This window comes from Synechococcus sp. MIT S1220, assembly GCF_047303025.1.
Taxonomy (GTDB): Bacteria; Cyanobacteriota; Cyanobacteriia; order PCC-6307; family Cyanobiaceae; genus Parasynechococcus.
On the sequence record NZ_CP138939.1, the window covers coordinates 2,717,670 to 2,743,630 of the forward strand.

Sequence of the window (25,961 nt, forward strand, 5' to 3'; positions counted from 1 at the left end):
GCACAGTATCAATGTTGTTCTGGCGCCCCTGACTGATGAAGCTCGATCAGTTCCTGAAATGGGTGGGTTGGGTCGCAACCGGTGGTGAAGCCAAACACCACATCCAGGCGGGAGCTGTGACCGTGAACGGTGCGGTGGAAACCCGACGTGGCCGTCAGCTAAATCCAGGCGATCAAGTGAATCTGGGTGGAGAGCAAGCCATTGTGGAAGAAAACCCAACGACCAAGCCCTAGGTTGGCCCGCAGTTCCGATGAGGATCAGGGCGTGCGCAAACGGGTGATCGCCGGCAATTGGAAGATGCACATGACCTGTGCGCAGGCGCGGGACTTCATGGCTGCCTTCCTGCCGCTCATCACCGATCTTCCTGATGACAGGACTGTGGTGCTGGCTCCCCCTTTCACCGCGGTGTCCACCATGGCGGAGTTGGCTGCCGGGAGCTGTGTTGAGATCTCCAGTCAGAACGTGCACTGGCAACCCAAGGGGGCATTCACAGCGGAGATTTCCGCCGAGATGCTTCTGGAACACAAAGTTCGGTATTCGATCGTCGGCCACAGCGAACCCCGGAAATATTTCTCGGAAAGTGACGAACAGATCAACCACAGGGCGCGCGCAGCCCAGTCCCACGGCCTGATTCCCATCGTCTGTGTCGGTGAGAGTGATGAACAGCGGGAACGCGGCGAAGCGGAACGGGTGATCCGTCGTCAGATCGAACAGGGGCTGGAGGGGCTGGACCCGAACAACCTCGTTGTGGCCTATGAACCGATCTGGGCAATCGGCACCGGAAAAACCTGTGAATCACCGGAAGCGAACCGGATCTGCGGTCTGATCCGCAGCTGGGTCGGAGCGACGGATCTGGTTGTGCAGTACGGGGGCTCCGTCAAACCGGAAAACATTGATGAGCTGATGTCGATGAGTGACATTGACGGAGTGCTGGTTGGCGGCGCATCCCTCAAGCCTGAGGGATTCGCCCGGATTGCCAACTATCAAGACAGCTGAGCCCTTGAGCTGGCCAACGGCTTGGCGGCAGCGCACCGCGGTGATGGGGGTGATCAACATCACCCCGGATTCCTTCAGTGATGGTGGACGTTTCCTGAAGACAGAGCACGCTGTGGCTGAAGCAGCGCAACAACTGCAGCAGGGTGCAGATGTTTTGGATCTCGGAGCACAGAGCACCCGTCCTGGTGCAGAGGACGTTGGCGCGGAAGAGGAACTGCGCCGATTGCTTCCGGTTGTCCGGGAAATCCGCAAGCGATTCCCTGCAGCACTCCTCTCCGTTGACACCTTTCTGGCACCAGTGGCGGAGGCTGCGCTCGATGCCGGCGTGAACTGGGTGAATGACGTCAGCGGTGGGCGCCGCGACCCCAACCTCCTTCGCTCGGTAGGTGCTGCGGGTTGTCCGGTGGTGTTGATGCACAGCCGGGGCGACAGCCGCTCAATGGATCAGCTCACCGACTACGGCGACGTTGTGGAGGATGTTCGCAATGGGCTGATCGAACGCACTGAAGCGGCCCTGGCCGCTGGTGTGAAGGCTGAGCAAATCATTTGGGATCCAGGCCTGGGCTTTGCCAAGACACACGCCCAGAACCTGTTGTTGCTGAAAGGTCTAGACATTCTCTGCTCGGAACCGTTTCCGCTCTTGGTCGGCCCGTCCCGCAAGCGATTTATTGGAGCCGTGCTGGATGAACCCCGCCCTCGAGCACGCATCTGGGGAACTGCAGCGGTCGCCTGTCGTTGCGCACAAGCCGGTGTGGCCATCGTGCGGGTTCACGATGTCGGGCCAATGGCCCAGACGCTGACGATGGCCTCCACACTCTGGTGAGGCAGAAGCAGGCTGTCGTCATGCCCGACTCAAAAAGCACGATTTTCATCCAGATCGCGGCTTATCGAGACCCGGACCTTCCAGCCACACTGATCGACCTGATCCACCAGGCCGCTCATCCAGAACGGCTTCATATCGGGATCTGTCTGCAGCTTGAGGACTGTGACCCGACCGAATGGGGAGAGACATCGTTTCCCAAACACCCTTATCTTTCGATCATCCGCTCCCGCGCGGCTGACAGTCAGGGAGCCTGCTGGGCGCGACATCAGGCGCAAAAGTTGTTCCAAGGGGAAGCATTTCTGCTCCAGATCGACAGCCACATGCGGGCTATTCCGAACTGGGATGTGCTGTTATTGCAGACCTGGGCCGAGTGCAGGGATCCATCGGCCGTGCTCAGCGTCTACCCGAATGGTTTTCGCCTGCCCCGCCAGCTGCAACTCGATTCATTGCCCGTGATGGGAGCGCAGCGATTCGATGACTACGGCATCCTCAAATTCCAGGGGATCAGCCGCTACCGCTTGCCTGAGCAGCAACCTCATAAACCCATCGTCAGCGCCTGCGTTGCCGGCGGTTTTCTGTTCGGCCCAGGAGAGATTGTTGCGAGGGTTCCCTACGACCCAAAACTATATTTTTACGGTGAAGAAATCTCGATGTCCGTTCGGTTGTGGACCCATGGTTTCAACATCTATTGCCCTCACCAATTGTTGGTGTTTCACCTTTACAAATCGTTGGCCGCCAATGGTGATCGATCGACAACGCATTGGGCAGACCACAGTGACTGGTTCCAGTTGAATCGTCGTTCTCTGGTGCGAGTGCACACCTTGCTAGGGAGCATGAATCAAGCCCCTGCATCCTTGAAACCCTCAACCGATGATGTTGACGATCTGAACAATTACGGCCTTGGCTGTCAGCGGAGCCTCGAAGCTTTTCAAGACTGGGCCGGGGTGAACTTCGTCAGACAAACAATTAGCGAAGAAGCCATGGCTGGTCATTTCAAAAGTGTCGAATCATGAGTTCAAGGTGCTTCCAAGACCAATCCCAATAATTAAATCATTGTCTTAAATATCATTGTCCCATCGAATCAAAACCACGGAGCAATCAGATTTTCAAATCCAGCTGCGATCAAACCGGAGCATCTTTACGCTACTCCTGACACCTACATCAAAGAGCCTCTCCATCAAAGTAAGCGTAAAGCCGCAATTCTCAGCCGATCCAAAGGAAAACGGGAAGATTAAAACTAACGTCCATCGAAAGAACAAGTTTTAAGCTTTTCTCAGTCCAGGACAATCAACTGAAGCAGCGGATACATTCATGTAAATTAGATAAAATGAAATCAAGATAAAAATACGAGATTAACATCAATATTAGAATCAGAAAAGCTGGCTCTGAAGCCCGCTTTTAATCGAAAGTTCAATCGGCGGCAACTCCTTCGATCCTGTCCTCAACCTCCTGATAGAGCTCCTGTAGCTGCTGGATATTCTCGTCGGATGTTTCCCAATAACCGCGACCATTTACCTCCAGCAGAGTAGAAACAATGCGTCGGAAACTATGAGGATTAAGCTCCAACAAACGCTTCCTCATCTCAGGATCGTTAATGAATGTTTCATTGGCCTCTTCGTAAACGAAATTATCCACTGCACCACTTGTTGCACTCCATCCAAGAGTAAAATTCAAACGCTTGGCCACTTCACGCACACCCTCGTAACCGGAATCAAGCATTCCCTCGTACCACTTGGGATTCAGCAGCTTGGTGCGTGAATCGAGGCGGATTGTTTCATTGAGAGTTCGTACCTGTGCGTTGGCAGTTGTGGTATCTGCGATGAAGCTTGTGGGCTCTTTGCCGTCGTCCCGGAGCTCTTTAATCAACTTGGTGGGGTCAGAATCAAAATAATGGCTGACGTCGGTAAGGGAAATTTCCGCAGAATCAAGATTCTGGAATGTTACGTCAGCAGTCTTCATCACTGACTCAAAAACATCTCGCTTCTGATTCATCTCGCCAGGATTATCAGCATTGAAAGCGAATGTCTTGCGGGAAAGATACATTTCCTGCAGCTCTCCTTCCTCTTCCCAGGTACTGTTCTCAACTGCAAGATTCACATTGGAGCTGTAACTTCCGCTGGCATTGGAAAACACCCTGCAGGCCGCATCGCGCAAGCTGGTTCCTTCCTTCTCGGCTTGCTCCAGCGCATGCTTGCGAACAAAGTTCTGGTCTAAGGGCTCATCTGCTTCAGCCGCCATTTTCACAGCCTGATCGATCAATGCCATCTGGTTGATGAACAGATCTCGGAACACACCGGAGCAGTTCACCACCACATCAATCCGAGGGCGGCCCAGTTCTTCGAGGGAAATCAACTCGAGCTTGTTGACGCGGCCCACGGAATCCGGCATTGGCTTGACACCAACGAACCAGAGGATCTGAGCCAAGGATTCGCCGTAGGTCTTGATGTTGTCGGTCCCCCAGAGCACACAGGCAATCGTTTCTGGCCACGTGCCTTGATCTTCACGTTGCCGCTCAATGAGCTTGTCCACAACACCTTTTGCAGCGGCGACAGCTGCACGGGTTGGAATCGCTTGAGGATCAAGGGCATGAATGTTCTTGCCGCTTGGCAACACACCGGGGTTGCGAATCGGATCACCACCGGGGCCCGGAAGCACATACTCACCGTCGAGTGCCTTCAGCAGGCTCTCCATCTCCATGTCTGCACAAACCTGCTCAAGGCAGAAGCGCAGATAGGTGAAAAGTTTGTCGAGCTCAGTGGAATCAATCTGGATGAATCCTGCACTGCAACAGGCCCGCAGCCAGGGGGAAGGCAGCTTGAAGCCGAATCTTGCGAGGAAATCGAAGAACCAACCGAAGCTATTCCGCATGCTGACGCGACCATCGCGACCGGTCAGCGAGCGCACCATCGCACCGATCGCAGCTCTAGATGTCTCCGTGATCGTGCGATTCAGCTCAACATCAGCGAGCACACCGTCGTCGTTCCCTTTGTAGACATCGTCAATGGTGCGACCCGTCGCTTCGGCAAGAAGTCCCGGAAGCGAACGCAGACCGTCTTCTTCGCGCTCGAGTGCTGCAATGTTGACCAGGGTCGCGATCGCTTCTTCAGCTGTTGGTGGTTTTCCGATGGTGTGCAGACCGCATGGCAACAGCCGACTTTCGATCTCCATCAACTGCCGGTAAACAGCGCCGATGAGGGCGTCGCGTCCTTCCAACTCAAGGCTGGAGGAATCCCCTTCTGGCAACTCCACATCCTTGTCCAGATTGCACTGACGAGCTGTTTCAACAATCGTGTTGACGATCTGGATGCCGCGACCGCCTTCCCGCAGCTGCTGATAGGAGCCAACGAGTTCACCCAGTTCCTTCAATCCCTTGTAGAGGCCGGCATTTTCTGCAGGCGGGGTGAGGTAGCTGATCGTGGAGGCGTAGCCTCGACGTTTGGCGATCGTTGCCTCTGAAGGGTTGTTTGCTGCGTAGTAATAAAGGTTCGGCAGCGCGCCGATCAGGGAATCGGGGTAGCAGGTTTCGCTCATCCCCATCTGCTTGCCAGGCATGAACTCCAAAGAGCCATGGGTGCCGAAGTGGAGAACAGCATCAGCTCCCCAGATTTTTTGGAGGTAGGTGTAATAGGCAGCGAAGCCGTGATGGGGGCTGGCGCTTCGGGAATAAAGCAGCCGCATTGGATCGCCCTCATAGCCGAAGGTGGGCTGCACACCAACAAAAACGTTGCCGAAGTGACGTCCAAAAATCAGAAGGTTCTGACCATCGCTGTTGAGATTTCCGGGGGGCTTGCCCCAGTTCTCTTCCAAACGCTCTGAGTAAGGCGTAAGCCGCTCATATTCCTCCACACTCATGCGATGGGCGATGGAGAGTTCAGGTGCTCCCTCCAACGCTTCAGGATCGTTAATGACGGCCTCCATCAGGGCCTTGGGTGTTTTGGGCAGATTCTGGATGTCGTATCCCTTGGCCTTCATTTCCTCCATCACGCGATGGATGGAACCGAAAACATCGAGGTAGGCAGCAGTTCCCACATTTCCCTTGTCGGGGGGGAAGCTGAACACCGTGATCGCCAACTTTTTGTCGACACGCGGCTTGATCCGCAAGGACGACCAGCGGATGGCCCGTTCAGCGATGGCATCGACCCGATCCTGGAGGGTGTGCGCCTTGCCTGTTGCGTCATCGCGTCCTGAAAGAACAATCGGTTCGATCGCTCCATCGAGTTCAGGAATGGCGATTTGAAGGGCGACCTGCACCGGATGCAGGCCGAGGTCGCTGTCTTCCCACTCCTGTGTGGTCTGAAACACCAAAGGCAGGGCAACCATGTAAGGGCGGTTGAGCTTCTTCAGCGACTCGACCGCCTTCGGGTGATCCTGCCGGGCCGGGCCACCGACGAGTGCAAAACCGGTGAGCGAAACGATCCCATCCACGTGTGGCTGCTCAGGATTGAGCGGGTCATAGAAAAAGGCATTGACGGGCTTGGAGAAATCAAGACCTCCACAGAAGATCGGGATTACCCTTGCGCCCCTGTACTCAAGCTCCTGGATCGTTGCAACGTAATGGGCGTCATCCCCGGTCACGATGTGACTGCGTTGCAAGACCAGACCGATCACGGGGCCTTGACGGGCCTTCTCGGAGAGGTCGGTACGGCTAGACGTCCAGTTGAGATATTCCTTGAGGTCCTCAAACATCGAGGGGGCTAAAGGGTGCCAGATCCCCAGATCAGGGAAGACTTCGGGTTCCGCCACATCCATCAGCGGACGCTCCTCGCCATCTGTGACGGGAAAGACGTATTTATCCGCCAACATCAGCAGGAAATTACGCAAGTTGTCCGGCGTTCCTCCAAGCCAGTACTGAAAACTGAGCATGAAGCTCCTGGCATCCTGCGCCTTTTCAACAGGCAGATATTTGAGAACAGTGGGCAAAGTGTTTAGGAGCTTGAGCATCGCGTCCTGGAAGCCAGCCCCACCGGCTTCCTTTCGCTTTTTCATGAAGCCGGCAATGGCACTCTTGCTCTGACCGAGCTGAGCCATTGAGAAGCTTCCCAACTTGTTTAAGCGCATCACCTCCGGCATGGAGGGGAAGACAACGGCGGCCTTGAGCCGGTCACGGTGGGGCGTCACAGCCTCCACTACCTTCTGTGCCAGGTCTTCGATGAAAATCAGCGAGGCGATGAAGACGTCAGCCTCAGCCACGTCCGCACAAAAGTCGGCGTAATTTTGGTCGTCGCGCAGTTCCTCGATCAAGTAGCCACTTAGTTGAATTCCAAGGTCTCCACCCGCCGCATTCAGAGCGTTTGCTGCCTGTGTGAGAGCGTTTTGATACTGAGGTTCGAGAACTACATACACAGCCTTCATCACGGATGGATGGTTTTGACCATCGGCAGGAGCAACTCGGCGATCGGCGGAGCGAACCTGCGTAAACATCTCTCGGCTTTGAGCAATGTGAAGAACATTACGGGCAGGGAAGGTGCGCTGCGACGATTTCAGGTCGGGCGTTACATCTGCAGCCCCATAGGCTGAAGCGATCTACTGCGCTCAGATGACCGCTCAGATTCCCGTTGTCGTGGCCGGCGCCCTCGGGCGAATGGGCGCTGAAGTGATCAAGGCCGTCGTGGGTGCCGATGACTGCAGCCTTGCGGGGGCGATTGACAACACCCCGGGAAAGGAAGGTATTGATGTGGGCCTGGAACTCGGACTGGGGGAGCTTGAAATCGCCGTGACCTCCGATTTTGAAGGGTGCCTTTGCGCAGCCAGCCAGGCGGTGCGCGACAGCGGTGCCGGTGCTGTTTTGGTGGATTTCACCCATCCATCGGTGGTTTACGAACACACACGGGCAGCGATTGCCTATGGCGTACACCCTGTCATCGGCACCACAGGACTGTCCCCGAAGCAGTTAAGCGATCTCACGGAGTTTTCTGAGAAAGCTTCTGTCGGTGGTGCCGTGATCCCCAATTTTTCGGTGGGCATGGTGCTGCTCCAGCAGGCTGCTGCGGCCGCCGCCCGCTTCTACGACCACGCTGAACTGACGGAACTGCATCACAACCGGAAAGCTGACGCGCCAAGCGGTACGTGCATCAAAACAGCTGAATTGATGGAGGACCTTGGCAAGAGCTTCAATCCAGCCGAAGTGGATGAGCACGAATCCTTGGAAGGGGCACGCGGCGGCCGTCGAGAGAGCGGTCTTCATCTGCATTCGATCCGGCTGCCTGGGCTCGTGGCGCATCAGGAAGTGATGTTCGGAGCACCAGGGGAGACCTACACCCTGCGACACGACACGATCGATCGTTCTGCCTACATGCCGGGAGTGCTTCTGACCGTGCGCAAGGTGCGCGACCTGCCCAAGCTTGTTTACGGCCTTGAACGGTTGATCTGACTTGCCTTCCGATGCTGATTCCGCTTCGCCCCGGTGAACTGCAGCGCCTAATTCCAGCTGTGGCCACAGGCAACCAGTTCCGGAACGCACTGGGGAAACCCCGTGAGATCCTGCAGCGCGTGATGATCGCAACCATCGGCGGTGTGATCACACTGTTGATCAGTCAGAGCCAGATGACCAGCCGTTGGGGGCCGTTTTGGCTTGTAACCGGTGTGGTCTTTCTTCTTTATATGTTGTGGGGGCCGATCCTGCAGGCAGGCCAGCGAAATGCAACCCTGCGTCGCTATCCGGCCGCCGCTCTCTTCGAGGGAGAAGTCATTGAGGTGGAAACCCGCGAACGGGTGGAGAACCGCCACGAACAGGCGGACAATCGGGGACAGTTGGAACTTGTGGAGAATCGACGCACCTGGCTGCTGCTGGAACTGGAAGACGAGGACGGCTATCTCGGGCGCCTTGCCTTTCCAATGGAAAAAAAGCACCAATCGATCCGGCGAGGAGCGTTAATCCGCTGCCTCGTCCTGAGCGAAAGGAAAGACTTTTCACGCATCGGGGCGTTGAGCGATGCATGGCTTCCTGCAGAGCGGATGTGGGTGGGTGAATACCCCTTCCTTCTGAGGCCTGCGTTTGAAGAGCTTTGCCAGATGCGCCTTGCCAGGCGCTGACCTGGCCCGGCCCGTTACACATTTCTTAAAACTGGTTTACACTTCGTAGCATTGAGTGTTCAACCAGTCATGACCCAAGCTCCTTCTGCTTCCGCTCCGGTGATCCGTGGTGCCACCGTTACCACTGAGGATGGAGGTCGTTTGAACGCTTTTGCAGCAGAACCCCGCATGCAGGTTGTGGAAGCTGAGCGCGGCTGGGGCTTCCACGACAGGGCTGAAAAGCTGAACGGTCGGATGGCCATGCTCGGGTTTGTTGCACTTCTGGCCACTGAGATCGCTCTTGGAGGAGAAGCCTTCACGCACGGTCTGCTCGGTCTGGGCTGATCGCTTCAACCAGCGATCCGCACTTCAGAAATCCACGATTCCCAGTCAAGGTCGTCCACAATTTGTGGATGGCCTTTACACGTCAATGTCCAATTCACGTAGTCGGAGCAGGGCCTAGCGGCGCCTTACTCGCTTTGGCGCTCGCCAAGACCCATTCAGTTGTATTGGCAGATTTTCAGTCTTTTCAAGCACTGATCTCAAGGAGTCGGGCTTACGCAATCACCCACTCCAGCCGCCGTCTTTTTTCTCAATTAGGTCTTTGGGAGGATCTTCTCCCATGCCTTACATCCTTTTCAAAACTCGATCTCCGTGATCAGGGCTGCAACCAAAAGGTCATTTTCTCCTTAAGTGACTTGGATCCGGAGTCCCGTAGTCATGGTGCGATCGGTTGGATTCTTGATCACAGGCCGCTCATGCAGCTGCTCCTCGATCGCCTTGTGCAGTCTGAGAATGTTGTTCTTCAACTTGGAGGTCCTTCAGAACTCCCTTTGGAGGCCCGTTTCGTAGTTGCAGCGGACGGTCCACGCTCCGCAACGCGACAGTCCTGGGGGATCAAAACCCTGGAACATACCTATACACAGGGATGCCTGACGGCCAAAGTTGCTCTTCGAGGAGCTGAGCCTGGTTCTGCCTATGAACTCTTCAGACCGGAAGGTCCGCTAGCCGTCCTGCCGCTCAGCGACGGTTCCTACCAGGTTGTTTGGAGTGCACCTTTAAACCTCTGCAGGCAACGTGCCGCTTTGGCGCCTGGACCATTCCTAGATCGGCTTGCATCGGTTTTGCCCGAAGACATCCAACCTGATCTGTTGCTCGATCAACCTGCCGCGATTCCCCAGCAGCTGATGTTGGCCCGCCAATTCGGATCCCGTCGAGGGGTGTTGATCGGCGAATCCGCTCACCGCTGCCACCCCGTTGGGGGACAAGGTCTCAATTTGTGTTGGCGGGATGTCTCCACTCTGGTGGCGCTCATCAATATGCCGTCAAACCCGAACCGCATCGCTTGGAGCTATCAACTCAAACGATTGCCAGATGTTCTTCTCGTTAGCCTGGCCACCGATCAGCTCGTGCGTCTGTTCTCGAATCGCCTTCTCTGGCTCCTCCCACTGCGACACCTGATCTTGAAGTGCTTATCAGGCTCCAGAGCACTGAGGCGACTCAGCCTCAGAGCGATGACAAACGGTCCCCTGAAAGCCTTGTCACCGTTGCCAAACTGACACTGCATCTCTCCCCTTCATGGTCGTCTGCAGTCATCCCCAACAGCCCCCATCCCGTGAGCTTCAGGATTTCCTGCAACGACGACTAGGGCTTAGTTCCAACGCTTTGAACCTGGGGCTAAGGCAAGCTGAACTGGAACAGGCCCCTCTACCAATTGTGCTCTGGAGTTTCGGATTGCTGAGTCTTGATCAGTTGCAGCAGGTCTTCGACTGGCAAAGCACTCAGGAGTAACGCAAAAGAGATTGCACCGGAACGTCTTCTCCCAAAACCTGACGCCCTCCAAGCCCCTCCAGTTCAATCAGAAACGCATAACCCGCCAGCTCGCCACCCGCCTGCTTGACGAGAGCGCCGGTCGCGGAGGCGGTTCCCCCAGTTGCAAGGAGGTCATCCACCACAAGCACTCTGGGTGAACCACTCAGGGCATCGGCCTGGATCTCCAGACGATCACTTCCGTACTCCAGGGCGTAATCAAGGCCGATCACCGCACCTGGAAGTTTTCCGGGTTTGCGCACCGGAACGAAACCCAGGTTTTGAGCCTGCGCGAGAGGCGTTCCAACGATGAATCCCCGCGATTCGATCCCAACAATCAAATCCGGCTTCAGGGACGAACAGACAATTCCGAGCTGCCGGAGGGCCTCTGCCATCGCATCCGGAGATTTGAGCAGAGGAGCGATATCTCGAAACAAAATTCCTGGCTTGGGGAAGTCAGGAATCGCTCGGATGTACTGCTGAAGATCCAAAGCCTGATGACGCAGGGGCATAACCCCTGGCATCATCGCAGCCATGACAGACGTCCCCCAGCAGAGTGGAGTCCGCCTCGGCCGCAGGGGCATCGAACGGCTCGATCTCCTCCTCCTCACCATTGAGGCCCTGGACCTCAATGGCGGTGAAGCCATGCTCTGGACCAGCCAGCAGATGGGGATGCAGACGCAGTTCCCCAATCGTGTTGAACTCTGGAAACGCCGTTGCCATAACCCGCTGCGGCGCACCACCCGACGGGAGCCGATGGCTCCCGTCGATGCGGAATCGCTGATCTGCCTGGTGTGTGCCATGGCGGAACGGCTCTATCCGATGCTTCACCAACTGCTCTCCAGCCGTGAGCCCGACCAGCTCACCCAACAACGCTGGAACCTTCTTGACGAACGCCTGCGAGATCTGGTGGAGGAGCGGATGAACCCGCGTCGAGGAGCGGTGATGCGCCTGCTGGATCCAATGTTCAGTGCCGAAATTCAACGGCAGCTTGTGGGAACCCTTGCCCTTGTGGCTGGACCTGGAGGCATTGATCGCCTGCGCGCCACCCTGCTTGACCCGACTCCTTGAGCTGAAAAGAATGCAAAAAAACACCTATCGCTACGAACAAACCGCAGCCCGCTTGCTGGTTGAGGGTTACCCGGATTTATCTGCCAGCCAAACAAACGACAGCATTGGCATCCTGTCTGGCTGGCGTTTGCAACTGGTGGCTGCTCCGGAACTGGAAGGCACCCGAGAACATCTCGAAGCCTTGATGGCTGTGGTGATGCCCTATGCCCGCCACTGCTTGTCTGGCGTCAGGCGCCCTTTCAAAACTGAACAGGGGTTCGTCAGCATCGGACCCGATTCAGAAGCGCATCAACTGCAACTGCGCAGCAGCCGAGAGGGTGTCGATCCGTTGGCGCTTCGGCTCGACGACGCCGAACTCAGTGATCTGGTGCGCTGCCTTGATCGATTGCGTCTTGATCAGCGCGTCCAACTCTCCTGGGAACTGCCCGCTGACCAGCCCTTGCCGCGGCATGAGCTGGTGGAACGCATCCCACTGCGCCGTCGTTTCGGCCCTTCGTTCCTGGGCGGTTTCGCGCTTGCGGCAACCGCGTCCATCGCTTTGGTTCTCCCGTTGCCGCCCCAGCCTCAACAGCAAGGTGTTGAGGCGACAGGACCGAGGAGCGATGCTCCAATCGACGACGCTCCAATCGACACCGAGAAATCCCCGTTGACGGAACGCTGAACGCGACCAGAATTAGCTTGGATTTTGCACATCTTGAGCTGATCCATGCCGGCCAGCTGGTCTGATCTCCGTCGACGAGTGGCCCGCATCGGTGCCTCCCTGGATGTAGTTGTGCGCAGTGATCCTGAAGTTTGCGGCCTCAGTGGCTCGGGCTATCACCTCACTCTTCACCACAGCGGTTACGGCGATTGCACCGTTGGAACTCTCACCCTGATCGATTGTCCGAACGAACTCGTTCTCATCGAATTCGAACGTTGGATGCGCGGCGCCGGTCACAGCCTCGTGCCATGAACAGGCCGGTGAAGCGACCTACATCTCCGACACGCCAGCGACGCATGTTTCAGCATCGTCGCCGCATTCCTGCAGGGGTTCTTCTCCGCCAGATCGGCGCCATCCTGCTGATGGTCGCCGCTGCTGTCGGCATTGTGATTGGCCTCCAGCGCCTGCCTGAACAGGTTGATGTGGTGTTGCTGGTAAGTGAGGCCGTGGCCGATCTGATCCGCGGCGTGCAGCAATTACTCGAAGCGCTACTTGGGCTCGGCGCGGTTGTGTTGATCGCTCTGATGGTGCTGCTCGCGACCGTGCTGATGCTCGGAGCGATCTGGCGACTGCTGCGTTTGATCAGCATGATGATCCGACCGGCCGATCAAGGTCGCCGTTGAGGGGGAGCCAGGGAACGCTGTACCTCCCACAACTCCTGCAGAGTGATGTGTCCATCCCGGTTCAGGTCAAACCCTTCAAACTGCCGAGAAAGCCAAGGGATTGACGCAGCCTCAACCCGGCTAAGCCGTTGATCACGATCTGAATCCGCCCTGTGGAAGCGTCGATTCAAACGTCGCCCACCGGGCTGGCCGGCAGAAGGCTTCAAATCATCGATTAACAGATACTGCCGTCCCTTTTTGCGTTTCAAGCGTCGCCTCAACGCCCGATGTCCCTTGAGTTCACCCGCATCAAGTCGACCATCTTTATTGATATCCAGACGCAAAAACAACGCTTCCATGCGGTTGTTGTACAACCGCATCGTCTGACCGGGACCAGCCATTGCAGGACCCAGGCCACCAACCATTCCAAGCAGGACCAACACGGCCCCGAAGCGCAAGGGGAAAGCCATGCCCACACCTTATGGACGGTCGCGGACCCTGACGATGACTGAAACGTGAACGTTCCAGGACCAGCTGTGACAAGGTCTGTCCTGATGCCGCAACCCGCGGCACCCTGCATACCATCGGCAAACATCGCCGGTTATTTGCATCGACGCCATGTCCCAAGCCTCAAAGATCTGGGTGGTGGATGACGATCCGGAATTGCGAAAGATGGTGGGCACCTACCTGATCGATCAGGGGTATGACGTGCGCTGCCTCTGTGATGTGAAGCAGCTGGAAGCACGACTGGAATTCCAGCGGCCAGACCTAGTTGTGCTGGATCTGATGATGCCTGGGGATGACGGACTCACTGCTCTGCGCCGACTGCGGGATGGCGGTGACGATCTGCCCATTGTGATGCTGACCGCACGCGGGGAAGCGGTGGACCGGATCATTGGGCTCGAGCAGGGAGCAGACGATTACCTCGGCAAACCCTTCCTCCCACGAGAGCTTTCAGCGCGCATTGAAGCGGTGTTGCGGCGGCGGAGCGCCATGCCTGCCGGAACTCCCGTTGCGGAGGGAGGCCAGGTGAGTTTTGGTGAAAATCTCCTCGACCTCTCCGCACGCACTCTGTTCAAAGACGGTGTGCCTGTTGTGATCACAAGCGGCGAGTTCAGCCTGCTGGCCTCCTTTGTGCAGCACCCACATCGCCCGCTGTCCCGCGAACGCCTGATCGAACTCGCCCGTGGTCCTGGCTGTGAGACCGATAGCCGCAGCATGGATGTGCAGGTTTCGCGGGTCCGCAAGCTGGTGGAGCCAGATCCCACCCGGCCGCGATACCTTCAGACCGTCTGGGGATACGGCTACGTGTTTGTCCCGGATGGCACACCGCGATCACGCTGAAATGAAGCGGGCTGTCAACTGGTGGCGGCTTTTGATCCGGATCGCGGCCTGGAGCGGACTGCTGTTCAGCGCCTGGTTCGTATGGCTGCTGTTACTGCAAGCACTATTCGGCCGACAGCTGGAACGCCTGCAGACAGTGCAGCTTGGCCGGGAACTGGCGGTGAATGTGCGTCTCACCGAGCTCACACTGGAGCGCTATCCACCGGTGCTGATCAATGAGCTCACCGGTCTCGATCTGGCAGTGATGATCCGCCCGCCGCTCTCGACCCGGGAGGATCCGGATCTCGACCACAGAATCGTCGGACTGCAGAGGGAGCTTTGTACCCGACTCTCCCATTGCCCAATCCTGTTGCCGGCCAAACGGTCAGACCGCACCCGTCACGTTTGGATTGAGTTGATCTCGCCTCTCGAACCGGTTTGGCTTCGCGCGGAACTGCCCATGGTGCAGGCCTGGCCACCGGAACCGACGCTGTTGGTGGTTGGACTTGTGGGCGCCTTAATCGTCACAGGCGGCGCCTATTTGCTCATCGAAGTGGAAAGGCCATTGCGAGGGCTTGAGCGTGCTCTTTCGAGGGTGGGTGAAAGCTCGGATCCGCCAACCGTTCCAGCCCATGGTGCACCGGAGGTGCAGCGCCTCACCCGACGGTTCAATGCCATGGTGCGACGACTGAGTGCCAACCGTCGAGAGCGCGAAACAATGCTCGCTGGCATTGCCCATGACCTAAGGGCCCCAATCACTCGGATGCGATTCCGACTGTCCATGCCTCGCCTGGAACAAGTCGACAAAGAGCGCTGCAACAGCGACCTTGAAGCCCTCGAAAGGATCACAGGGCAGTTTCTTCTGTACGCCGGAGGTGGCGAAAGCGAAGCATTGGTGGAATGCCCGCTGGACCAATGGCTGGCGGAGGTGTCGGCCAGCCATCCGCCAGATCAGCTGCAACTCGATCTAAAACCAATCCATGCTCGGGTTCGCCCTGTTGCACTGGGCCGAGCCGTCGCCAATCTGATTAACAACGCATTCACCTATGGCGCAGCACCGGTAGTGGTGCGCCTAAGTCAGAACAACGATGCTTTCCAAATCGAAGTTTGGGATCAAGGGGAAGGCATGCCGAGGGATCAATGGGAGCGCGCTCTTCAACCGTTCCAGCGGCTAGACGACGCCCGTGGAGAGCAGGGTCATTGCGGACTTGGCCTGGCCATCGTCAGCCACGTGGTGAAGCGCCACAACGGCAGGATGGATTTCGAGCTGGTGGATCATCCAGGATCCAAGAGTCCTGGCCGTTTCTGTACGACCCTCACCATCCCGTTTCAGCTGGAGAGTCAATCGGCGAATGTGCAGAAATGCTGATTGATCGCTGCTTTTACCACATCCGTTGCCATGAGATCAGAAGACGGTCTTCAGATCGCGTGAGCAAGCACCACAAGAACGACATGGATGCGGTCGTTGAAGCTCTAGAACATCACGAAGGGGACGTGGATAACCCGCAGGAGATTCTTGTGGAACTCCAGGAGGGCTTTTCTAACCACCACAAACGCCTGAAGAAGTCGACTTACGAAAAAGATCTTGCCAAGCTCCAGACGGAGTTGGTCAAGATGCAGTACTGGGTGAAGGCAACTGGGTACCGAATGATCGTCCTGTTTGAGGGGCGTGACGCGGCTGGCAAGGGTGGAGCTATCAAACGGTTAACTGAGCCGATGAATCCCAGGGGGTGCCGTGTTTGTGCGCTCGGCACCCCATCTGATCAGCAGAAAACCCAGTGGTATTTCCAAAGATATATCGAACATTTTCCAAGTGCCGGTGAAATTGTCGTGTTCGATCGCAGCTGGTACAACCGTGCCGGAGTGGAGCGAGTAATGGGATTTGCCAGCTCCGAACAGGTGGAGCAGTTCTATGTGGCATGTCCTCAGTTCGAACGGATGATCACGCAGGACGGCATTCTTCTCTTGAAGTATTGGTTTTCCATCAACGATGATGAACAGGAAAAGCGGTTCCAGGGAAGAATCGACAGCGAAGAGAGGCGCTGGAAGCTGAGCCCGATGGACATCGAGTCACGCAACCGCTGGGTGGAATATTCGAAAGCCAAGGATGTGATGTTTTCGAAAACGCATATCCCCGAAGCGCCTTGGTTCACCGTGGAAGCAAACGACAAAAGGCGTGCTCGCCTGAACTGCCTGCGACATGTCCTTAGCAAAGTGCCCTATGAAGACATGACACCCCCTCCTATTGACATTCCGGTTCGCCCAGAACAAGGGGATTACAAACGTCCGCCATTTAATGAGCAATTCTTTGTACCCAATAACTACCCGTACAAAGAGTAATGTGATGCGATGCGCAAAATTAAAACTGATTGAGAGCAACCTGCTCTATCAAATGAACAAAATAAAAGAAAATTATTACTTGCAAAATACAGGGTGTCGCTGGCGATAATCACAAATTCTCATAAGTTAAACTTTTACACAATAAAATATACATAGCAGCAATTATTCACTTTTTAATTGAAGCCAATCGGATGGAACCACTCAATTACCAGCATGCGCCATGAATGGAGGGGACAAGCGACCCAAACAAATTTTCGCAAAAAGCGCTTGCCTTGCAACGGATCGCTTGAGCTTCATACAGGCAAGCGGCATCCGAGATTGACCACTCCCTCATCGAGCAGGCGTCCGAGTCTTAAGGCCGCTGCCGCCTCGGCTCGACTGAATTGGTCCTGGTGACTGACCAGCCACTGCATTTCGCCTTGAGTGATCACTCCGCTGTTGAGGGAGCCGAGAAAAACCTCTCCGACCGTCATGGGCTTTGTAACGAATCCGTTACATCATGGCGGATCCACCGCTTGAGCCGTGGCCCCATCGCGCTTAAGGTGCTACTTCATTTTTTAGGGAGACATTGCTCGGGACCTGGCAAGTCACCATGCGTTTCGTCGCCAGTGGGCTGTTCCTCCTGGCCCATGGATTGTTAGTGCTCGAGCACATCGCAATCGGTACGGCCCTGCATGGCGTGGCAGAGCTGTTCCTTGCTCCATGGGCTGTACGCCATCGCGCCTGGGATCTGATTGTGATCGGGTTGATCTTCTGCGTGTTTGACCTTTGGGGAACGATCAGACTGACGGGAATTGCCTGAGCTCAAGCAATCGCTGGCAATCAACCGTTCAACCTCTGAACCCAGAAACCAACAAGCTGCCAGGACGACCAGAGGAACATCAACAGGAAAACCCAGTTCAACCAAGCAGGACGTTGCTTATTTTCAAACACTGCGCTTCTGTATTTTTCCATCAACTTTAAAGCGCAAAAACTGATCAACGGCTAATCCGATGCAATACAGGACCCACTGATTGGGAGACCACGCTTTGATCGACTGTAAAGGCCTGCCAACGGCTTGATCAGAGGCAGTCCATGCATTCCATTCAACGAACCACGTTGATGGATGCACAATCGGATCAAAAAAGCAGGGGCAAACCCGTTGGTCAAGCGTTGAAACCCGTTGAAGTCGCTAGCTCTCGATGACATATCCGGTCTTGGAACACCAATCAGAAGAGCGAAAGGACACCCCTGATCCACCGGCTCGCTTGAGATCGTGCATCCCCTCCAGTTGGTTGTACACCGACAGGAGCTGACGGCGAATGTGGTCCGTGTGAGGCAACCCGTCAATGATCCTCAACACCTCTTCCAGAGAACGTTTGGCGTCGATCACAAGACGGCAGTCAGGACTTCCGGGTTCGTCGATCATCGTTTTTCAGCTTCCCTACCATTCACGCCAGTCTGGTCAAGAGTTGTTGTGTGATTGCCTACCGCTGCAACGATTCTCAGGATGCATTCATGGAGCTTTGTCCTTGATGGACTCCATCAGATCCAAGCGGCAGTCCAAGACAACCTTGAACCGACCACACTCCACGTCGTTGCAGTCGCGCGAGCACTGATCACGAGTTGTCATCGAGATCATCACAACAACCCACGAAACTGTTCCACGGGATTCGAGCTAAAAACCAATTTCTGGTTTCATTGTGCATCAATTGAATATTCCATATTTGTCTCCGTAAACACTGCCACGCCTTAGCTAGACAAGCTGCTAGCGCAATTGGTTACTACTTCTCCCAATGCAAAGGTCCTGTTGACTTGATTCAAGTCATCGAGGAAAGGCTATGACGATGGAAAACAGACAACACGCTTCAAGAAGCCAAGGTGACCGTTGAAGGTCTTGCAGGAACTGAAGCGATCATGTCACCGCATAGGTCTCTCTCCAGAGCCTCTCAGACAACGTCATAAAAGGACGAAAGGATGACCTAGACCCCCAGGGGCTTACCCCTCAGGAGACATCTATTGCCTCGACATCTACCTCAGGACACTCCTACGACCTTGTTCAGGGTCAATCCGCTCACGTCTCTCCGACAACCGCTGATCTTCTCAAGCTTGCTGTACGCCTGCAGCAACCTGCCAAGCAAATCGCCAGGAATTGGTCGGCATTGTTAAGTGTACCGGTCACGTTGGCTCGTACCGATCACGTGAATGCAATGACTGAATATCACGCCAGGAGATACTGAGATCACCTTCTGGAAACCATTGCATGTTCTACTACAAGAACACATATCAACCACGCCAAAGGTTGATTCAACGTAGTCAAAGAAAAGAAGCGGATTGTCGCTAATCTGTTTGACTGCATCAAGCTCAAGCGTCTCAAAACAAACGTCAAGAAAAAAGAAGCCCTAAACCTGCTTTGCGTAAACACTTAAACATTAATTCTATCTTAATCTCAAAGATCCTGTATTGGATTATGAGACATACAGTTACTCATAGGGGTGAAGCTGCAGATGTGCTGAAAAAAGACATTGACCTGGAAGCTAGTGTCATTCATATAAGGCCTAACGCCCTACATTCACTCAAGAATGACTACAAAGAACGTAATCCACCGATCATTCAGCCACTTGCAGACAAATTAAATGCGTAGAACTGGCTAGTGTATTGACATTAGGCTGCTTTGTCATGGCTGACTGGTCTTTCAGCTCTTTTCAGTGCATCCCACATCCCTTTTTCAAGGGCAGTGAGCTTTGGTGACTTTTCATGTTGCGCAGATTTAGCCCGGGCTTTGGCCGCAAGAATGAATCTCTCAGTTTTATCTCTACCTTCCACGAACTTTTCAAAAGATAACTACCAGAAATTACACGCGCTGGCTTCGTCTGCATGAAATGACCGGAAGCCCACACAGTCCCTTAGTGGATACCGTTCAACCTCAACCTATGGCCGATCTTTGCTTGGGCAATCATCCCGTTAGCGAAACCAGCCTGCTAGTGGAGCTGTAATGGTCTAGCGGTTCGATAACCCGGACTTGACTCGTAAACAATCTTGGATTTTGTACTTATTTTGTTGGATTTGAATATCCTGTGAAAGAGATATATTTTCATCTTGGCGACAGAAAATATAAATTCATTTGTCCGCGCCCGTGAAGCTTGTATCGGCTACGTAATTAAATCTTTTGATTTTACAGGAACAACGAATCGATTTGATTTTTGGATTGTTGTTTTAATTTTATTTGTTTTCCACGCTGCCATTGACTTGGACAACATGCCAACACGTGTGCAGGATCTATATCGCTTTGCATTATTGATTCCATCTTCTTCAATCACTGTTCGACGGCTCCGGGATGCTGGATATAGATTTGCCTGGTTATGGAGAGCCTTGATTCCGTTCTATTTTCTTTTTCAAATTTGGGTCTTATTTTTTTGGCTATTTAAGCCGTCATCACAGAAATGATTTTTGCTTGAGCGTATACATTTTCTTTAATTCTCTTACACAATCCTGAACGCAATCGCTGAACTGCGTGACCGCTTTTTTAAGTCATCAGTATGTACTCAATCGCAATGCAGAAACCAAGCAACTCGATTTTTCTTATGGCAAGACGTTAAAAACACTATAAATTGTTCAAATGCAGCACGAAAGCCGCTCTTACCCACTCCTCAACAATTGACAATTATAGATTTCAAGCCAATGTTAATACACTAACATACAAAAAAGATATATGATAAGAGACAAGCCAAATACAGTCATTCCCACTGAAGTTTTAACGCGCATCCACTTTTTGTCCCATTTATAAGGAGCCATGACCAAAATGGAAAAAAGAGTCAGCCCGGCATAAACTACTAGCGTATGCTTAGGCTTTTCCTTAGACATAAGCATTACAACACCATGCCAGAAGAAGGTCAGCATCGACGCATAGGACGAAAGCGCGCCAAGGTTGTACAAAAGCTCCTTACGTTTCCGGAGCTGATCTCCAATAAAGACTTGAAGCCGCATTAGAATTGAAGAGCCCACATCTTTTCTAGCCAATTATACAAGCAAAAACAAGCCAAAAAGCATTAAAATTGTTAGCTAAGTAACAGAAGATCATTGAATCAAGTGAAGTTCGAAACGTTGTCGAACCAAGCCTCCAAGTACCATAAGTCCCCAACCTCGAACAATAGCGCCGAGGGATTTTTGCCTTGTTGCTGATAAAAAAATATTTGAGGACGTCAACAGAGTGAAGAGCTACATCATTCTTGGCGCCCAACCAATAGCCCACTAAAGAGAAATTTAAGAGTGCATTTTTTGACGTGAGGTCAAACCGAATCAATGTCCGTCCATGCTGATTGGGCCTCTATATCAGCTTAGGCTTGCCATGCTCGTTGCATCAACTATATCTATGAAAAAACTTTCTGAATGGAGCCAAACACAGAAATTCGACCGATGTGCTTTGACAACAACTTATCTTACGTGGCAATTTGGTCTTGTACGGACAATTGCAAAGCAAATCACCACATCTCATCCAGGAGTAGATGGTATTCAATCCCAAAACTTTCAAAGAGTCTGTACAAACTTCACCCCTTCCATCATTGGGCAGTCTTCAGCACACCTGGCAGTCTGAGGCTGCTGACCCACGACAACAACACAAACAGAGAGGCCACCCATAGACAGGCTTGCATGCCTGCGGCTTCGGTGCGCCCCAGCATGAACACTGCACCGGAGAGCATGGTTCCCGCCAGTCGCCCGGCGGCATTGGCCATGTAGTAGAAGCCAACGTTCAGGCTCACACTCTCCGCATCGGTGTACGCCAGCACCATGTAGGAGTGAATCGACGAATTCATCGCGAACACCACCCCAAAGGCGGCCAGGCCTGCTGTGATTGCAATCGAAACATCCACCTGCCGCCAGAGCGCTATCGCGATGAGGGCGGGGATCGCCGTCAGGACGGCACTCCAGAACTGCACAGCAGACACCCCGGGTGGAGCGGTCTGTCCCCAGAGACGTCGCAGGTTGGGAGCTGATCCCTGAATAATGCCGTAGCCGATCACCCAGAGGCCGAGAAAACCACCAATCTCCCAGAAATTCCAACCCAAGCTGGCTTCAAGAAACACCGGCAAGGCCACCACGAACCAAACGTCGCGGGCACCGAACAGAAAGAAGCGCGCCAGAGACAGCACATTGATGCCCTGGGATTTGGAGAACAGCGAGGAGAAGGCCGGCTTGGACTTCATCTTTCCGATCTCTCTCGGCAACACCAGCGTCAGCAGGAAGGCAACGGCGAGTGCCGCCGCCATCCATCCCACAGCGGCGTTGAAGCCCAAGGCTGCGAGCAGCACCCCACCGAGAAAGAAGCCAACGCCCTTCAGCGCATTCTTGGATCCCGTCAGGATCGCCACCCACTTGAACAGCTGCTGCTGGCCTTGTTGCTCTGCATCCGCGCTGTGCGGCACGACTGCCTTGATAGCGCTCTTGGCACTCATTTTGTTGAGGTCTTTGGCGATGCCACTGATCGCCTGAGCCGCCATCACATAGACCACACTCAACAACTTCGGCCAGGTGGCACTCACCGGCACCAGCATCAGCAGCGCCAGGATCTGCAGCAACGTGCCGATCCAGAGGGTGAGCCGTAGCCCATAGCGGGCACCGATCCAACCGCCGTAGAGATTGGTGACCACGCCGAAAAACTCATAGAGGAGAAACAGAGCGGCGATCTCGAGGGTGGTGTAGCCGAGCTGATGGAAATGGAACACCACCAGCATCCGTAGGGCGCCGTCGGTGAGCGTGAAGGCCCAGTAATTGGCGGTGACGATGCCGTACTGCTGCAGGGGGGAAAGCTTCATGCGTCCAGCCCGACCACATGGCAGGTGAGGTCGGCCATGCGGCAGCTATAGCCCCATTCGTTGTCGTACCAGGCAAACACCTTCAGCTGAGTGCCATCCACCACCATCGTCGAGAGGGCATCGACAATCGAGCTGCGGTTGTCGTTGGTGTAGTCACACGACACCAACGGACGTTCCTCGTAACCCAGGATTCCCTGCAGCGGCCCCTCAGCAGCTGCTTTGAACGCAGCATTCACCTGCTCCACCGTGACGCTCTGCTGGAGCTCGAACACCGCATCGGTGAGCGATCCATTCAGCAGGGGAACGCGAACGGCATGACCGTTGAGCTTGCCCTTCAGCTCGGGGAAAATCATCGCGATCGCCTTGGCCGAACCGGTGGTGGTGGGGATCAATGAGCTGAGCCCGGAGCGAGCCCGGCGCAGATCGTTTTTGAAGGAATCGATCGGCACCTGGGTGTTGGTGATGTCGTGAATGGTGGTGATCAGCCCGTGCTCGATGCCGAAGCTCTCGTGCACCACCTTCACCACCGGCGCCAGGCAATTGGTGGTGCAGGAGGCGGCCGTCACCAATTTGTGTCGCGCCGGCACATAGAGCTGGTGATTAATGCCGTAAACGATGTTGAGCGCTTCCTCACCAGAGATCACACCCTTCACTGGGCAAGCCACCACCACACGCTTCAGACACACCTGCTCGAAATAGGGGTTGAGGGTCTCCGGCGTCTTAATCGTGCCGCTGGCCTCCAGCACCATCTCCACACTCCGATCGATCCAGGGCACGGCGGTGGGATCGTTTTCACTGGACCAGGTGAGCGCGGATCCCTCCACGCTGAATCCATCAGCGCTGCTGGTGATCCCCCGATCCCAGCGACCATGCACGGAATCGAACTCCAGCAGGTGGGCCGCCGTTGCCGCATCGCCAGCGGGATCATTGACGTGCACCAGTTCGATACCGGGCCGGCCCCAAAGGGCCCGGAACACAAGGCGGCCGATCCTTCCAAAGCCGTTGATGCCGATGCGCATAGCGAGAGGAGCCCCTGGGCTTCAATCCATCAATTAATCTTGATGGATTGAAGGGGGATTGGCCTTGGGTCATGTGATGCAGCGCACCTTGTCTCGCGAAAAATCGAGTCAGTTGCTGAAAGCCCTTTCGGATCCGATTCGCCTGGATGTAATCAATGCACTGGCCGATGGCGAACGCTGTGTCTGTGACCTAACCCGCGACCTCAAGTTGGCTCAATCCAAGCTGTCCTTTCATTTGAAAGTGCTGCGCAACGCTGATTTGGTGAACGATCGAAAAAGCGGAAGGTGGATCTTTTACCGGCTTAATACAGACACCATTGGCGAACTTCAGGCCTGGATTGGATCCCTCGCCATCAATTGCCGCCAAGCGGCGCCGACGCAACACTGCCTCGATGCAGCCATAACCACAGAGTCATGAGCGCAGGGTCATGGGCGCAGAGTCATCAACACCCCCAGGACGAACCGATGTCATCGCCAGCGGACGATCCACGCTTGTGGTTTCCGGCGACCCAACGCAATGTGAAACCTATCGGCGACGTTCTTGCGGAGGAATTGCCGCCCACAGGTCTTGTGCTCGAGATCGCCAGCGGAAGCGGAGAACACGCGGTGGCTTTCCAACGGCGATTTCCCTCGCTGCAGTGGCAAGCCAGCGACCCCGACCCCGTCCACCGCGCCAGTATTGACGGCTGGTCGAAAACCAGCGGACTCGACAACCGAATGCCTGCAGCGCTCAATCTTGATGTAAGAGCACAACCCTGGTCCATTCCCGCAGCACCGTCCGCCATCGTCTGCGTGAACCTGCTGCACATCAGCCCGAGGGATTGCAGTGAATCGCTTGTGCAAGGAGCTTCCCGCCTGCTCGCACCAGGACGCCCGTTACTGATCTATGGCCCTTTCCGACGGGACGGAGCACACACAAGCCAAAGCAATGCCCAGTTCGATGCATCCTTGAAGGCACAAAATCCTCAATGGGGCATCCGGGATCTCGAATGGATTGAAGAACTCGGCGCACAACACCAGATTCCCCTTCAGGCATCCAGGCTGATGCCAGCCAACAACCTCACATTGGTGATGCGCAAAGCCTGATTCTTGCCATGAGCAGGCATGACCAGCACAATTACCCAACTAGCGTCAATAGCTGGTAAAGCTCCCCCTCAATTGAGGTTTTCAACGTGGCACTACCTCCCATCCTGAGTGACATCCTTCTTGGCGTAGGAGTCGGACTACTGGCTGTCTTTTTCCTCAAAAAGATCATTCCACGCTTTACACGTAGAAGCAAAAGTGACTTCGATGATTTTATTGTGAACGCCCTTGGAGACATCGCTTTACCACTAACCGCTCTAATTACTCTTTATCTGATTGAAGACAATTTAGGAATCAAAGGTGATGCCCTGGTGGCCTACGACATTGTCCTAAGGCTTGTTGGACTTTTTATCCTTGTTCGCTTTTTCAATCGCGTAGGAGTGCGATTCTTTCAAGGCGTAGGGCGCCGCACTAGCAACAATGACTTGAATATTCTGATTCAGTCATTAATGCCTTTGTTTCAGGCAGCGGTCTGGGCCATCGGAGCACTGGTCTTTCTCCAGAGCATCGGCGTCAAAATGGCGGTGATCTGGGGCCTGCTTAGTGCTGGCGGCATTGGAATCGGTCTCGCCTTGAAAGAACCAGCCCAGGAATTATTTGCTTATCTAATGATCTTGCTGGACAAACCATTCACCGTAGGACAATTCATTTCCGTCGGATCAGTCTCTGCAATAGTTGAAAAGATCGGAGTGCGATCAACGCACCTTCGCAGCTTAAGAGGTGAGGCTGTGGTCATGAACAATTCGGCTCTCACAAACACAGCCGTCCTTAATTTTGCCGACATGGCACGACGGAGAATGATCTACAGCATTGGCGTCACATATGACACAACAGCAGAACAAATGCAAGAAATTCCATCCTTAATCGAAGGCATTATCGACAAAGTAGAACATACTGAATTCAACCGCTGCCATTTCACTGAATTTGCTGATTCAAGTTTAAATTTTGAGCTAGTGTATTATATCGACACGAGGGATTACACCGTTGCCCTGAACGCTCAGCAAAACATTAATCTCTCAATCATGAGAGCTTTTGCTGAACGTGGCATTGAATTCGCCTTCCCCAGCCAAACGGTTTATCTCGAAAGATCAACAGCCGCAGGATTGTCCTGAAGAGTGGCAGGTTGCGGCGCGTTGCGTCGCAACCACACTCCTACGGTCATCAATGCAAGCGCAAGCACAACCACCGCGATTGGAAGCAGTCGGCGTTGTGATGGGTTTTGTCTCTGGTTCCCGTCCAAACCCAGGCCATCCAAGCGTGACCGTAAAAAACCTTGTTGTCTACAACTCGTGCAAAGGGTTGTATTCACTCCGGCATTTTTGAGTTTGAAGCCATAGCGGCCGGGAATCTCAACCAACGCTCCACAACTGCGGCAGGTCAGGGAGAACATCG

General features: G+C 54.6%; 29 protein-coding genes. 21 read left to right on the forward strand and 8 right to left on the reverse strand.

Translation table 11 applies throughout. The features are described from left to right. Positions 1 to 35: 35 nt before the first annotated feature. Genes SIB64_RS13705 through SIB64_RS13720 form a run of 4 tightly spaced genes read left to right on the forward strand, consistent with a single transcriptional unit; the run spans position 36 to position 2,832 of the window. Positions 36 to 233, forward strand: coding sequence for an RNA-binding S4 domain-containing protein (locus SIB64_RS13705; RefSeq protein WP_413440754.1), 198 nt, complete (start codon positions 36 to 38; stop codon positions 231 to 233). Positions 234 to 264: 31 nt separating this feature from the next. Further along, positions 265 to 996 (forward strand): triose-phosphate isomerase, encoded by a 732-nt coding sequence (gene tpiA, locus SIB64_RS13710; protein ID WP_413443028.1) that lies wholly within the window; start codon positions 265 to 267, stop codon positions 994 to 996. A gap of 4 nt (positions 997 to 1,000) precedes the next feature. Continuing rightward, positions 1,001 to 1,819, forward strand: coding sequence for a dihydropteroate synthase (gene folP / locus SIB64_RS13715; protein ID WP_413440755.1), 819 nt, complete (start codon positions 1,001 to 1,003; stop codon positions 1,817 to 1,819). A gap of 20 nt (positions 1,820 to 1,839) precedes the next feature. Continuing rightward, on the forward strand, positions 1,840 to 2,832 hold the full coding sequence (locus SIB64_RS13720; protein WP_413440756.1) for a GlcNAc-transferase family protein: 993 nt from the start codon (positions 1,840 to 1,842) through the stop codon (positions 2,830 to 2,832). A gap of 397 nt (positions 2,833 to 3,229) precedes the next feature. Here the strand turns inward: SIB64_RS13720 and SIB64_RS13725 are convergent, their stop codons facing one another. Next, complete coding sequence (locus SIB64_RS13725) at positions 3,230 to 7,240, reverse strand: magnesium chelatase subunit H (protein ID WP_413440757.1); 4,011 nt, start codon at positions 7,238 to 7,240, stop codon at positions 3,230 to 3,232. A gap of 115 nt (positions 7,241 to 7,355) precedes the next feature. On the opposite strand from SIB64_RS13725, the gene dapB reads away from it, so the two are divergent. From dapB to SIB64_RS13750, 5 genes are all read left to right on the forward strand, one after another. Continuing rightward, positions 7,356 to 8,189 carry a 4-hydroxy-tetrahydrodipicolinate reductase gene (gene dapB / locus SIB64_RS13730; protein ID WP_413440758.1) on the forward strand — a complete coding sequence of 278 codons (834 nt, stop codon included), beginning with the start codon at positions 7,356 to 7,358 and terminating at the stop codon, positions 8,187 to 8,189. An 11-nt stretch (positions 8,190 to 8,200) separates the two neighbouring features. Further along, positions 8,201 to 8,851 (forward strand): hypothetical protein, encoded by a 651-nt coding sequence (locus SIB64_RS13735; protein ID WP_413440759.1) that lies wholly within the window; start codon positions 8,201 to 8,203, stop codon positions 8,849 to 8,851. A 69-nt stretch (positions 8,852 to 8,920) separates the two neighbouring features. Continuing rightward, positions 8,921 to 9,175 carry a high light inducible protein gene (locus SIB64_RS13740; protein ID WP_413440760.1) on the forward strand — a complete coding sequence of 85 codons (255 nt, stop codon included), beginning with the start codon at positions 8,921 to 8,923 and terminating at the stop codon, positions 9,173 to 9,175. 353 nt (positions 9,176 to 9,528) lie between these two features. Continuing rightward, positions 9,529 to 10,389, forward strand: a complete 861-nt coding sequence (locus tag SIB64_RS13745) for an FAD-dependent monooxygenase (RefSeq protein ID WP_413440761.1) — start codon at positions 9,529 to 9,531, stop codon at positions 10,387 to 10,389. 19 nt (positions 10,390 to 10,408) lie between these two features. Further along, positions 10,409 to 10,621, forward strand: coding sequence for a DUF2949 domain-containing protein (locus tag SIB64_RS13750; RefSeq protein WP_413440762.1), 213 nt, complete (start codon positions 10,409 to 10,411; stop codon positions 10,619 to 10,621). Here the strand turns inward: SIB64_RS13750 and SIB64_RS13755 are convergent. Further along, entirely contained in the window at positions 10,612 to 11,166 is a 555-nt protein-coding gene (locus tag SIB64_RS13755; RefSeq protein WP_413443029.1) for an adenine phosphoribosyltransferase, read from the reverse strand. The two genes, SIB64_RS13750 and SIB64_RS13755, sit on opposite strands and share 10 nt — an antisense overlap. A 7-nt stretch (positions 11,167 to 11,173) precedes the next feature. On the opposite strand from SIB64_RS13755, the gene SIB64_RS13760 reads away from it, so the two are divergent. Genes SIB64_RS13760 through SIB64_RS13775 form a run of 4 tightly spaced genes read left to right on the forward strand, consistent with a single transcriptional unit; the run spans position 11,174 to position 13,033 of the window. Next, positions 11,174 to 11,710 (forward strand): DUF3038 domain-containing protein, encoded by a 537-nt coding sequence (locus tag SIB64_RS13760; RefSeq protein WP_413440763.1) that lies wholly within the window; start codon positions 11,174 to 11,176, stop codon positions 11,708 to 11,710. Between the two features lie 10 nt (positions 11,711 to 11,720). Continuing rightward, complete coding sequence (locus SIB64_RS13765) at positions 11,721 to 12,371, forward strand: DUF4335 domain-containing protein (RefSeq protein WP_413440764.1); 651 nt, start codon at positions 11,721 to 11,723, stop codon at positions 12,369 to 12,371. Between the two features lie 45 nt (positions 12,372 to 12,416). Then, a complete protein-coding gene (locus tag SIB64_RS13770; RefSeq protein ID WP_413440765.1) occupies positions 12,417 to 12,662 on the forward strand; it encodes a hypothetical protein in 246 nt (81 codons plus the stop codon). Further along, a complete protein-coding gene (locus tag SIB64_RS13775; RefSeq protein ID WP_413440766.1) occupies positions 12,659 to 13,033 on the forward strand; it encodes a hypothetical protein in 375 nt (124 codons plus the stop codon). Before SIB64_RS13770 ends, SIB64_RS13775 begins: the two co-directional genes overlap by 4 nt. Here the strand turns inward: SIB64_RS13775 and SIB64_RS13780 are convergent. Beyond that, a complete protein-coding gene (locus SIB64_RS13780) occupies positions 13,018 to 13,482 on the reverse strand; it encodes an EF-hand domain-containing protein (RefSeq protein ID WP_413440767.1) in 465 nt (154 codons plus the stop codon). The two genes, SIB64_RS13775 and SIB64_RS13780, sit on opposite strands and share 16 nt — an antisense overlap. A 148-nt stretch (positions 13,483 to 13,630) precedes the next feature. Here SIB64_RS13780 and SIB64_RS13785 point away from each other — a divergent pair, with 148 nt between their 5' ends. The 3 genes from SIB64_RS13785 (at position 13,631) to ppk2 (ending at position 16,675) form a co-directional block, all read left to right on the forward strand. Further along, the gene (locus tag SIB64_RS13785) at positions 13,631 to 14,356 is read left to right on the forward strand and encodes a response regulator (RefSeq protein WP_413440768.1); all 726 of its coding nucleotides are present in this window, start codon (positions 13,631 to 13,633) and stop codon (positions 14,354 to 14,356) included. Beyond that, entirely contained in the window at positions 14,334 to 15,704 is a 1,371-nt protein-coding gene (locus SIB64_RS13790) for an ATP-binding protein (RefSeq protein WP_413440769.1), read from the forward strand. The genes SIB64_RS13785 and SIB64_RS13790 overlap by 23 nt, the downstream gene beginning before the upstream one ends. An 83-nt stretch (positions 15,705 to 15,787) precedes the next feature. Continuing rightward, positions 15,788 to 16,675, forward strand: a complete 888-nt coding sequence (gene ppk2 / locus SIB64_RS13795) for a polyphosphate kinase 2 (RefSeq protein WP_413443030.1) — start codon at positions 15,788 to 15,790, stop codon at positions 16,673 to 16,675. A gap of 293 nt (positions 16,676 to 16,968) precedes the next feature. Here the strand turns inward: ppk2 and SIB64_RS13800 are convergent, their stop codons facing one another. Further along, complete coding sequence (locus tag SIB64_RS13800) at positions 16,969 to 17,148, reverse strand: hypothetical protein (protein WP_413440770.1); 180 nt, start codon at positions 17,146 to 17,148, stop codon at positions 16,969 to 16,971. Between the two features lie 119 nt (positions 17,149 to 17,267). Here SIB64_RS13800 and SIB64_RS13805 point away from each other — a divergent pair, with 119 nt between their 5' ends. Beyond that, positions 17,268 to 17,477: a hypothetical protein gene (locus tag SIB64_RS13805; RefSeq protein ID WP_413443031.1), complete on the forward strand. Its 210-nt coding sequence runs from the start codon at positions 17,268 to 17,270 to the stop codon at positions 17,475 to 17,477. Positions 17,478 to 17,846: 369 nt separating this feature from the next. On the opposite strand, the gene SIB64_RS13810 is transcribed toward SIB64_RS13805, so the two are convergent. Then, entirely contained in the window at positions 17,847 to 18,083 is a 237-nt protein-coding gene (locus SIB64_RS13810; protein WP_413440771.1) for a hypothetical protein, read from the reverse strand. Between the two features lie 1,670 nt (positions 18,084 to 19,753). Between SIB64_RS13810 and SIB64_RS13815 the strand changes: the two genes are divergently transcribed. Continuing rightward, positions 19,754 to 20,101, forward strand: coding sequence for a DUF805 domain-containing protein (locus SIB64_RS13815; RefSeq protein WP_413440772.1), 348 nt, complete (start codon positions 19,754 to 19,756; stop codon positions 20,099 to 20,101). Between the two features lie 1,112 nt (positions 20,102 to 21,213). Here the strand turns inward: SIB64_RS13815 and arsJ are convergent. Continuing rightward, on the reverse strand, positions 21,214 to 22,467 hold the full coding sequence (arsJ, locus tag SIB64_RS13820) for an organoarsenical effux MFS transporter ArsJ (protein ID WP_413440773.1): 1,254 nt from the start codon (positions 22,465 to 22,467) through the stop codon (positions 21,214 to 21,216). Beyond that, positions 22,464 to 23,486, reverse strand: coding sequence for an ArsJ-associated glyceraldehyde-3-phosphate dehydrogenase (locus SIB64_RS13825; RefSeq protein ID WP_413440774.1), 1,023 nt, complete (start codon positions 23,484 to 23,486; stop codon positions 22,464 to 22,466). The genes arsJ and SIB64_RS13825 overlap by 4 nt, the downstream gene beginning before the upstream one ends. A 76-nt stretch (positions 23,487 to 23,562) precedes the next feature. On the opposite strand from SIB64_RS13825, the gene SIB64_RS13830 reads away from it, so the two are divergent. The 3 genes from SIB64_RS13830 (at position 23,563) to SIB64_RS13840 (ending at position 25,681) form a co-directional block, all read left to right on the forward strand. Further along, positions 23,563 to 23,904 carry an ArsR/SmtB family transcription factor gene (locus tag SIB64_RS13830; RefSeq protein ID WP_413440775.1) on the forward strand — a complete coding sequence of 114 codons (342 nt, stop codon included), beginning with the start codon at positions 23,563 to 23,565 and terminating at the stop codon, positions 23,902 to 23,904. Further along, positions 23,901 to 24,572 (forward strand): DUF938 domain-containing protein, encoded by a 672-nt coding sequence (locus SIB64_RS13835; protein ID WP_413440776.1) that lies wholly within the window; start codon positions 23,901 to 23,903, stop codon positions 24,570 to 24,572. Before SIB64_RS13830 ends, SIB64_RS13835 begins: the two co-directional genes overlap by 4 nt. 86 nt (positions 24,573 to 24,658) lie before the next feature. Beyond that, on the forward strand, positions 24,659 to 25,681 hold the full coding sequence (locus SIB64_RS13840) for a mechanosensitive ion channel family protein (protein WP_413440777.1): 1,023 nt from the start codon (positions 24,659 to 24,661) through the stop codon (positions 25,679 to 25,681). Here the strand turns inward: SIB64_RS13840 and SIB64_RS13845 are convergent. Then, a complete protein-coding gene (locus tag SIB64_RS13845; RefSeq protein ID WP_413440778.1) occupies positions 25,645 to 25,959 on the reverse strand; it encodes a Tat pathway signal protein in 315 nt (104 codons plus the stop codon). The two genes, SIB64_RS13840 and SIB64_RS13845, sit on opposite strands and share 37 nt — an antisense overlap. Positions 25,960 to 25,961: the final 2 nt, after the last annotated feature.

Bases quoted from the DNA above. Each gene is read 5' to 3' on its own strand.
- SIB64_RS13705 (WP_413440754.1), top strand. From the start codon at position 36: ATGAAGCTCGATCAGTTCCTGAAATGGGTGGGTTGGGTCGCAACCGGT.
- SIB64_RS13720 (WP_413440756.1), top strand. From the start codon at position 1,840: ATGCCCGACTCAAAAAGCACGATTTTCATCCAGATCGCGGCTTATCGA.
- SIB64_RS13725 (WP_413440757.1), bottom strand. From the start codon at position 7,240: ATGTTTACGCAGGTTCGCTCCGCCGATCGCCGAGTTGCTCCTGCCGAT.
- dapB (WP_413440758.1), top strand. From the start codon at position 7,356: ATGACCGCTCAGATTCCCGTTGTCGTGGCCGGCGCCCTCGGGCGAATG.
- SIB64_RS13735 (WP_413440759.1), top strand. From the start codon at position 8,201: ATGCTGATTCCGCTTCGCCCCGGTGAACTGCAGCGCCTAATTCCAGCT.
- SIB64_RS13740 (WP_413440760.1), top strand. From the start codon at position 8,921: ATGACCCAAGCTCCTTCTGCTTCCGCTCCGGTGATCCGTGGTGCCACC.
- SIB64_RS13750 (WP_413440762.1), top strand. From the start codon at position 10,409: ATGGTCGTCTGCAGTCATCCCCAACAGCCCCCATCCCGTGAGCTTCAG.
- SIB64_RS13755 (WP_413443029.1), bottom strand. From the start codon at position 11,166: ATGATGCCAGGGGTTATGCCCCTGCGTCATCAGGCTTTGGATCTTCAG.
- SIB64_RS13760 (WP_413440763.1), top strand. From the start codon at position 11,174: ATGACAGACGTCCCCCAGCAGAGTGGAGTCCGCCTCGGCCGCAGGGGC.
- SIB64_RS13765 (WP_413440764.1), top strand. From the start codon at position 11,721: ATGCAAAAAAACACCTATCGCTACGAACAAACCGCAGCCCGCTTGCTG.
- SIB64_RS13770 (WP_413440765.1), top strand. From the start codon at position 12,417: ATGCCGGCCAGCTGGTCTGATCTCCGTCGACGAGTGGCCCGCATCGGT.
- SIB64_RS13775 (WP_413440766.1), top strand. From the start codon at position 12,659: ATGAACAGGCCGGTGAAGCGACCTACATCTCCGACACGCCAGCGACGC.
- SIB64_RS13780 (WP_413440767.1), bottom strand. From the start codon at position 13,482: ATGGCTTTCCCCTTGCGCTTCGGGGCCGTGTTGGTCCTGCTTGGAATG.
- SIB64_RS13785 (WP_413440768.1), top strand. From the start codon at position 13,631: ATGTCCCAAGCCTCAAAGATCTGGGTGGTGGATGACGATCCGGAATTG.
- SIB64_RS13790 (WP_413440769.1), top strand. From the start codon at position 14,334: ATGGCACACCGCGATCACGCTGAAATGAAGCGGGCTGTCAACTGGTGG.
- ppk2 (WP_413443030.1), top strand. From the start codon at position 15,788: ATGGATGCGGTCGTTGAAGCTCTAGAACATCACGAAGGGGACGTGGAT.
- SIB64_RS13800 (WP_413440770.1), bottom strand. From the start codon at position 17,148: ATGACGGTCGGAGAGGTTTTTCTCGGCTCCCTCAACAGCGGAGTGATC.
- SIB64_RS13805 (WP_413443031.1), top strand. From the start codon at position 17,268: ATGCGTTTCGTCGCCAGTGGGCTGTTCCTCCTGGCCCATGGATTGTTA.
- SIB64_RS13810 (WP_413440771.1), bottom strand. From the start codon at position 18,083: ATGATCGACGAACCCGGAAGTCCTGACTGCCGTCTTGTGATCGACGCC.
- arsJ (WP_413440773.1), bottom strand. From the start codon at position 22,467: ATGAAGCTTTCCCCCCTGCAGCAGTACGGCATCGTCACCGCCAATTAC.
- SIB64_RS13825 (WP_413440774.1), bottom strand. From the start codon at position 23,486: ATGCGCATCGGCATCAACGGCTTTGGAAGGATCGGCCGCCTTGTGTTC.
- SIB64_RS13830 (WP_413440775.1), top strand. From the start codon at position 23,563: ATGCAGCGCACCTTGTCTCGCGAAAAATCGAGTCAGTTGCTGAAAGCC.
- SIB64_RS13835 (WP_413440776.1), top strand. From the start codon at position 23,901: ATGAGCGCAGGGTCATGGGCGCAGAGTCATCAACACCCCCAGGACGAA.
- SIB64_RS13845 (WP_413440778.1), bottom strand. From the start codon at position 25,959: ATGTTCTCCCTGACCTGCCGCAGTTGTGGAGCGTTGGTTGAGATTCCC.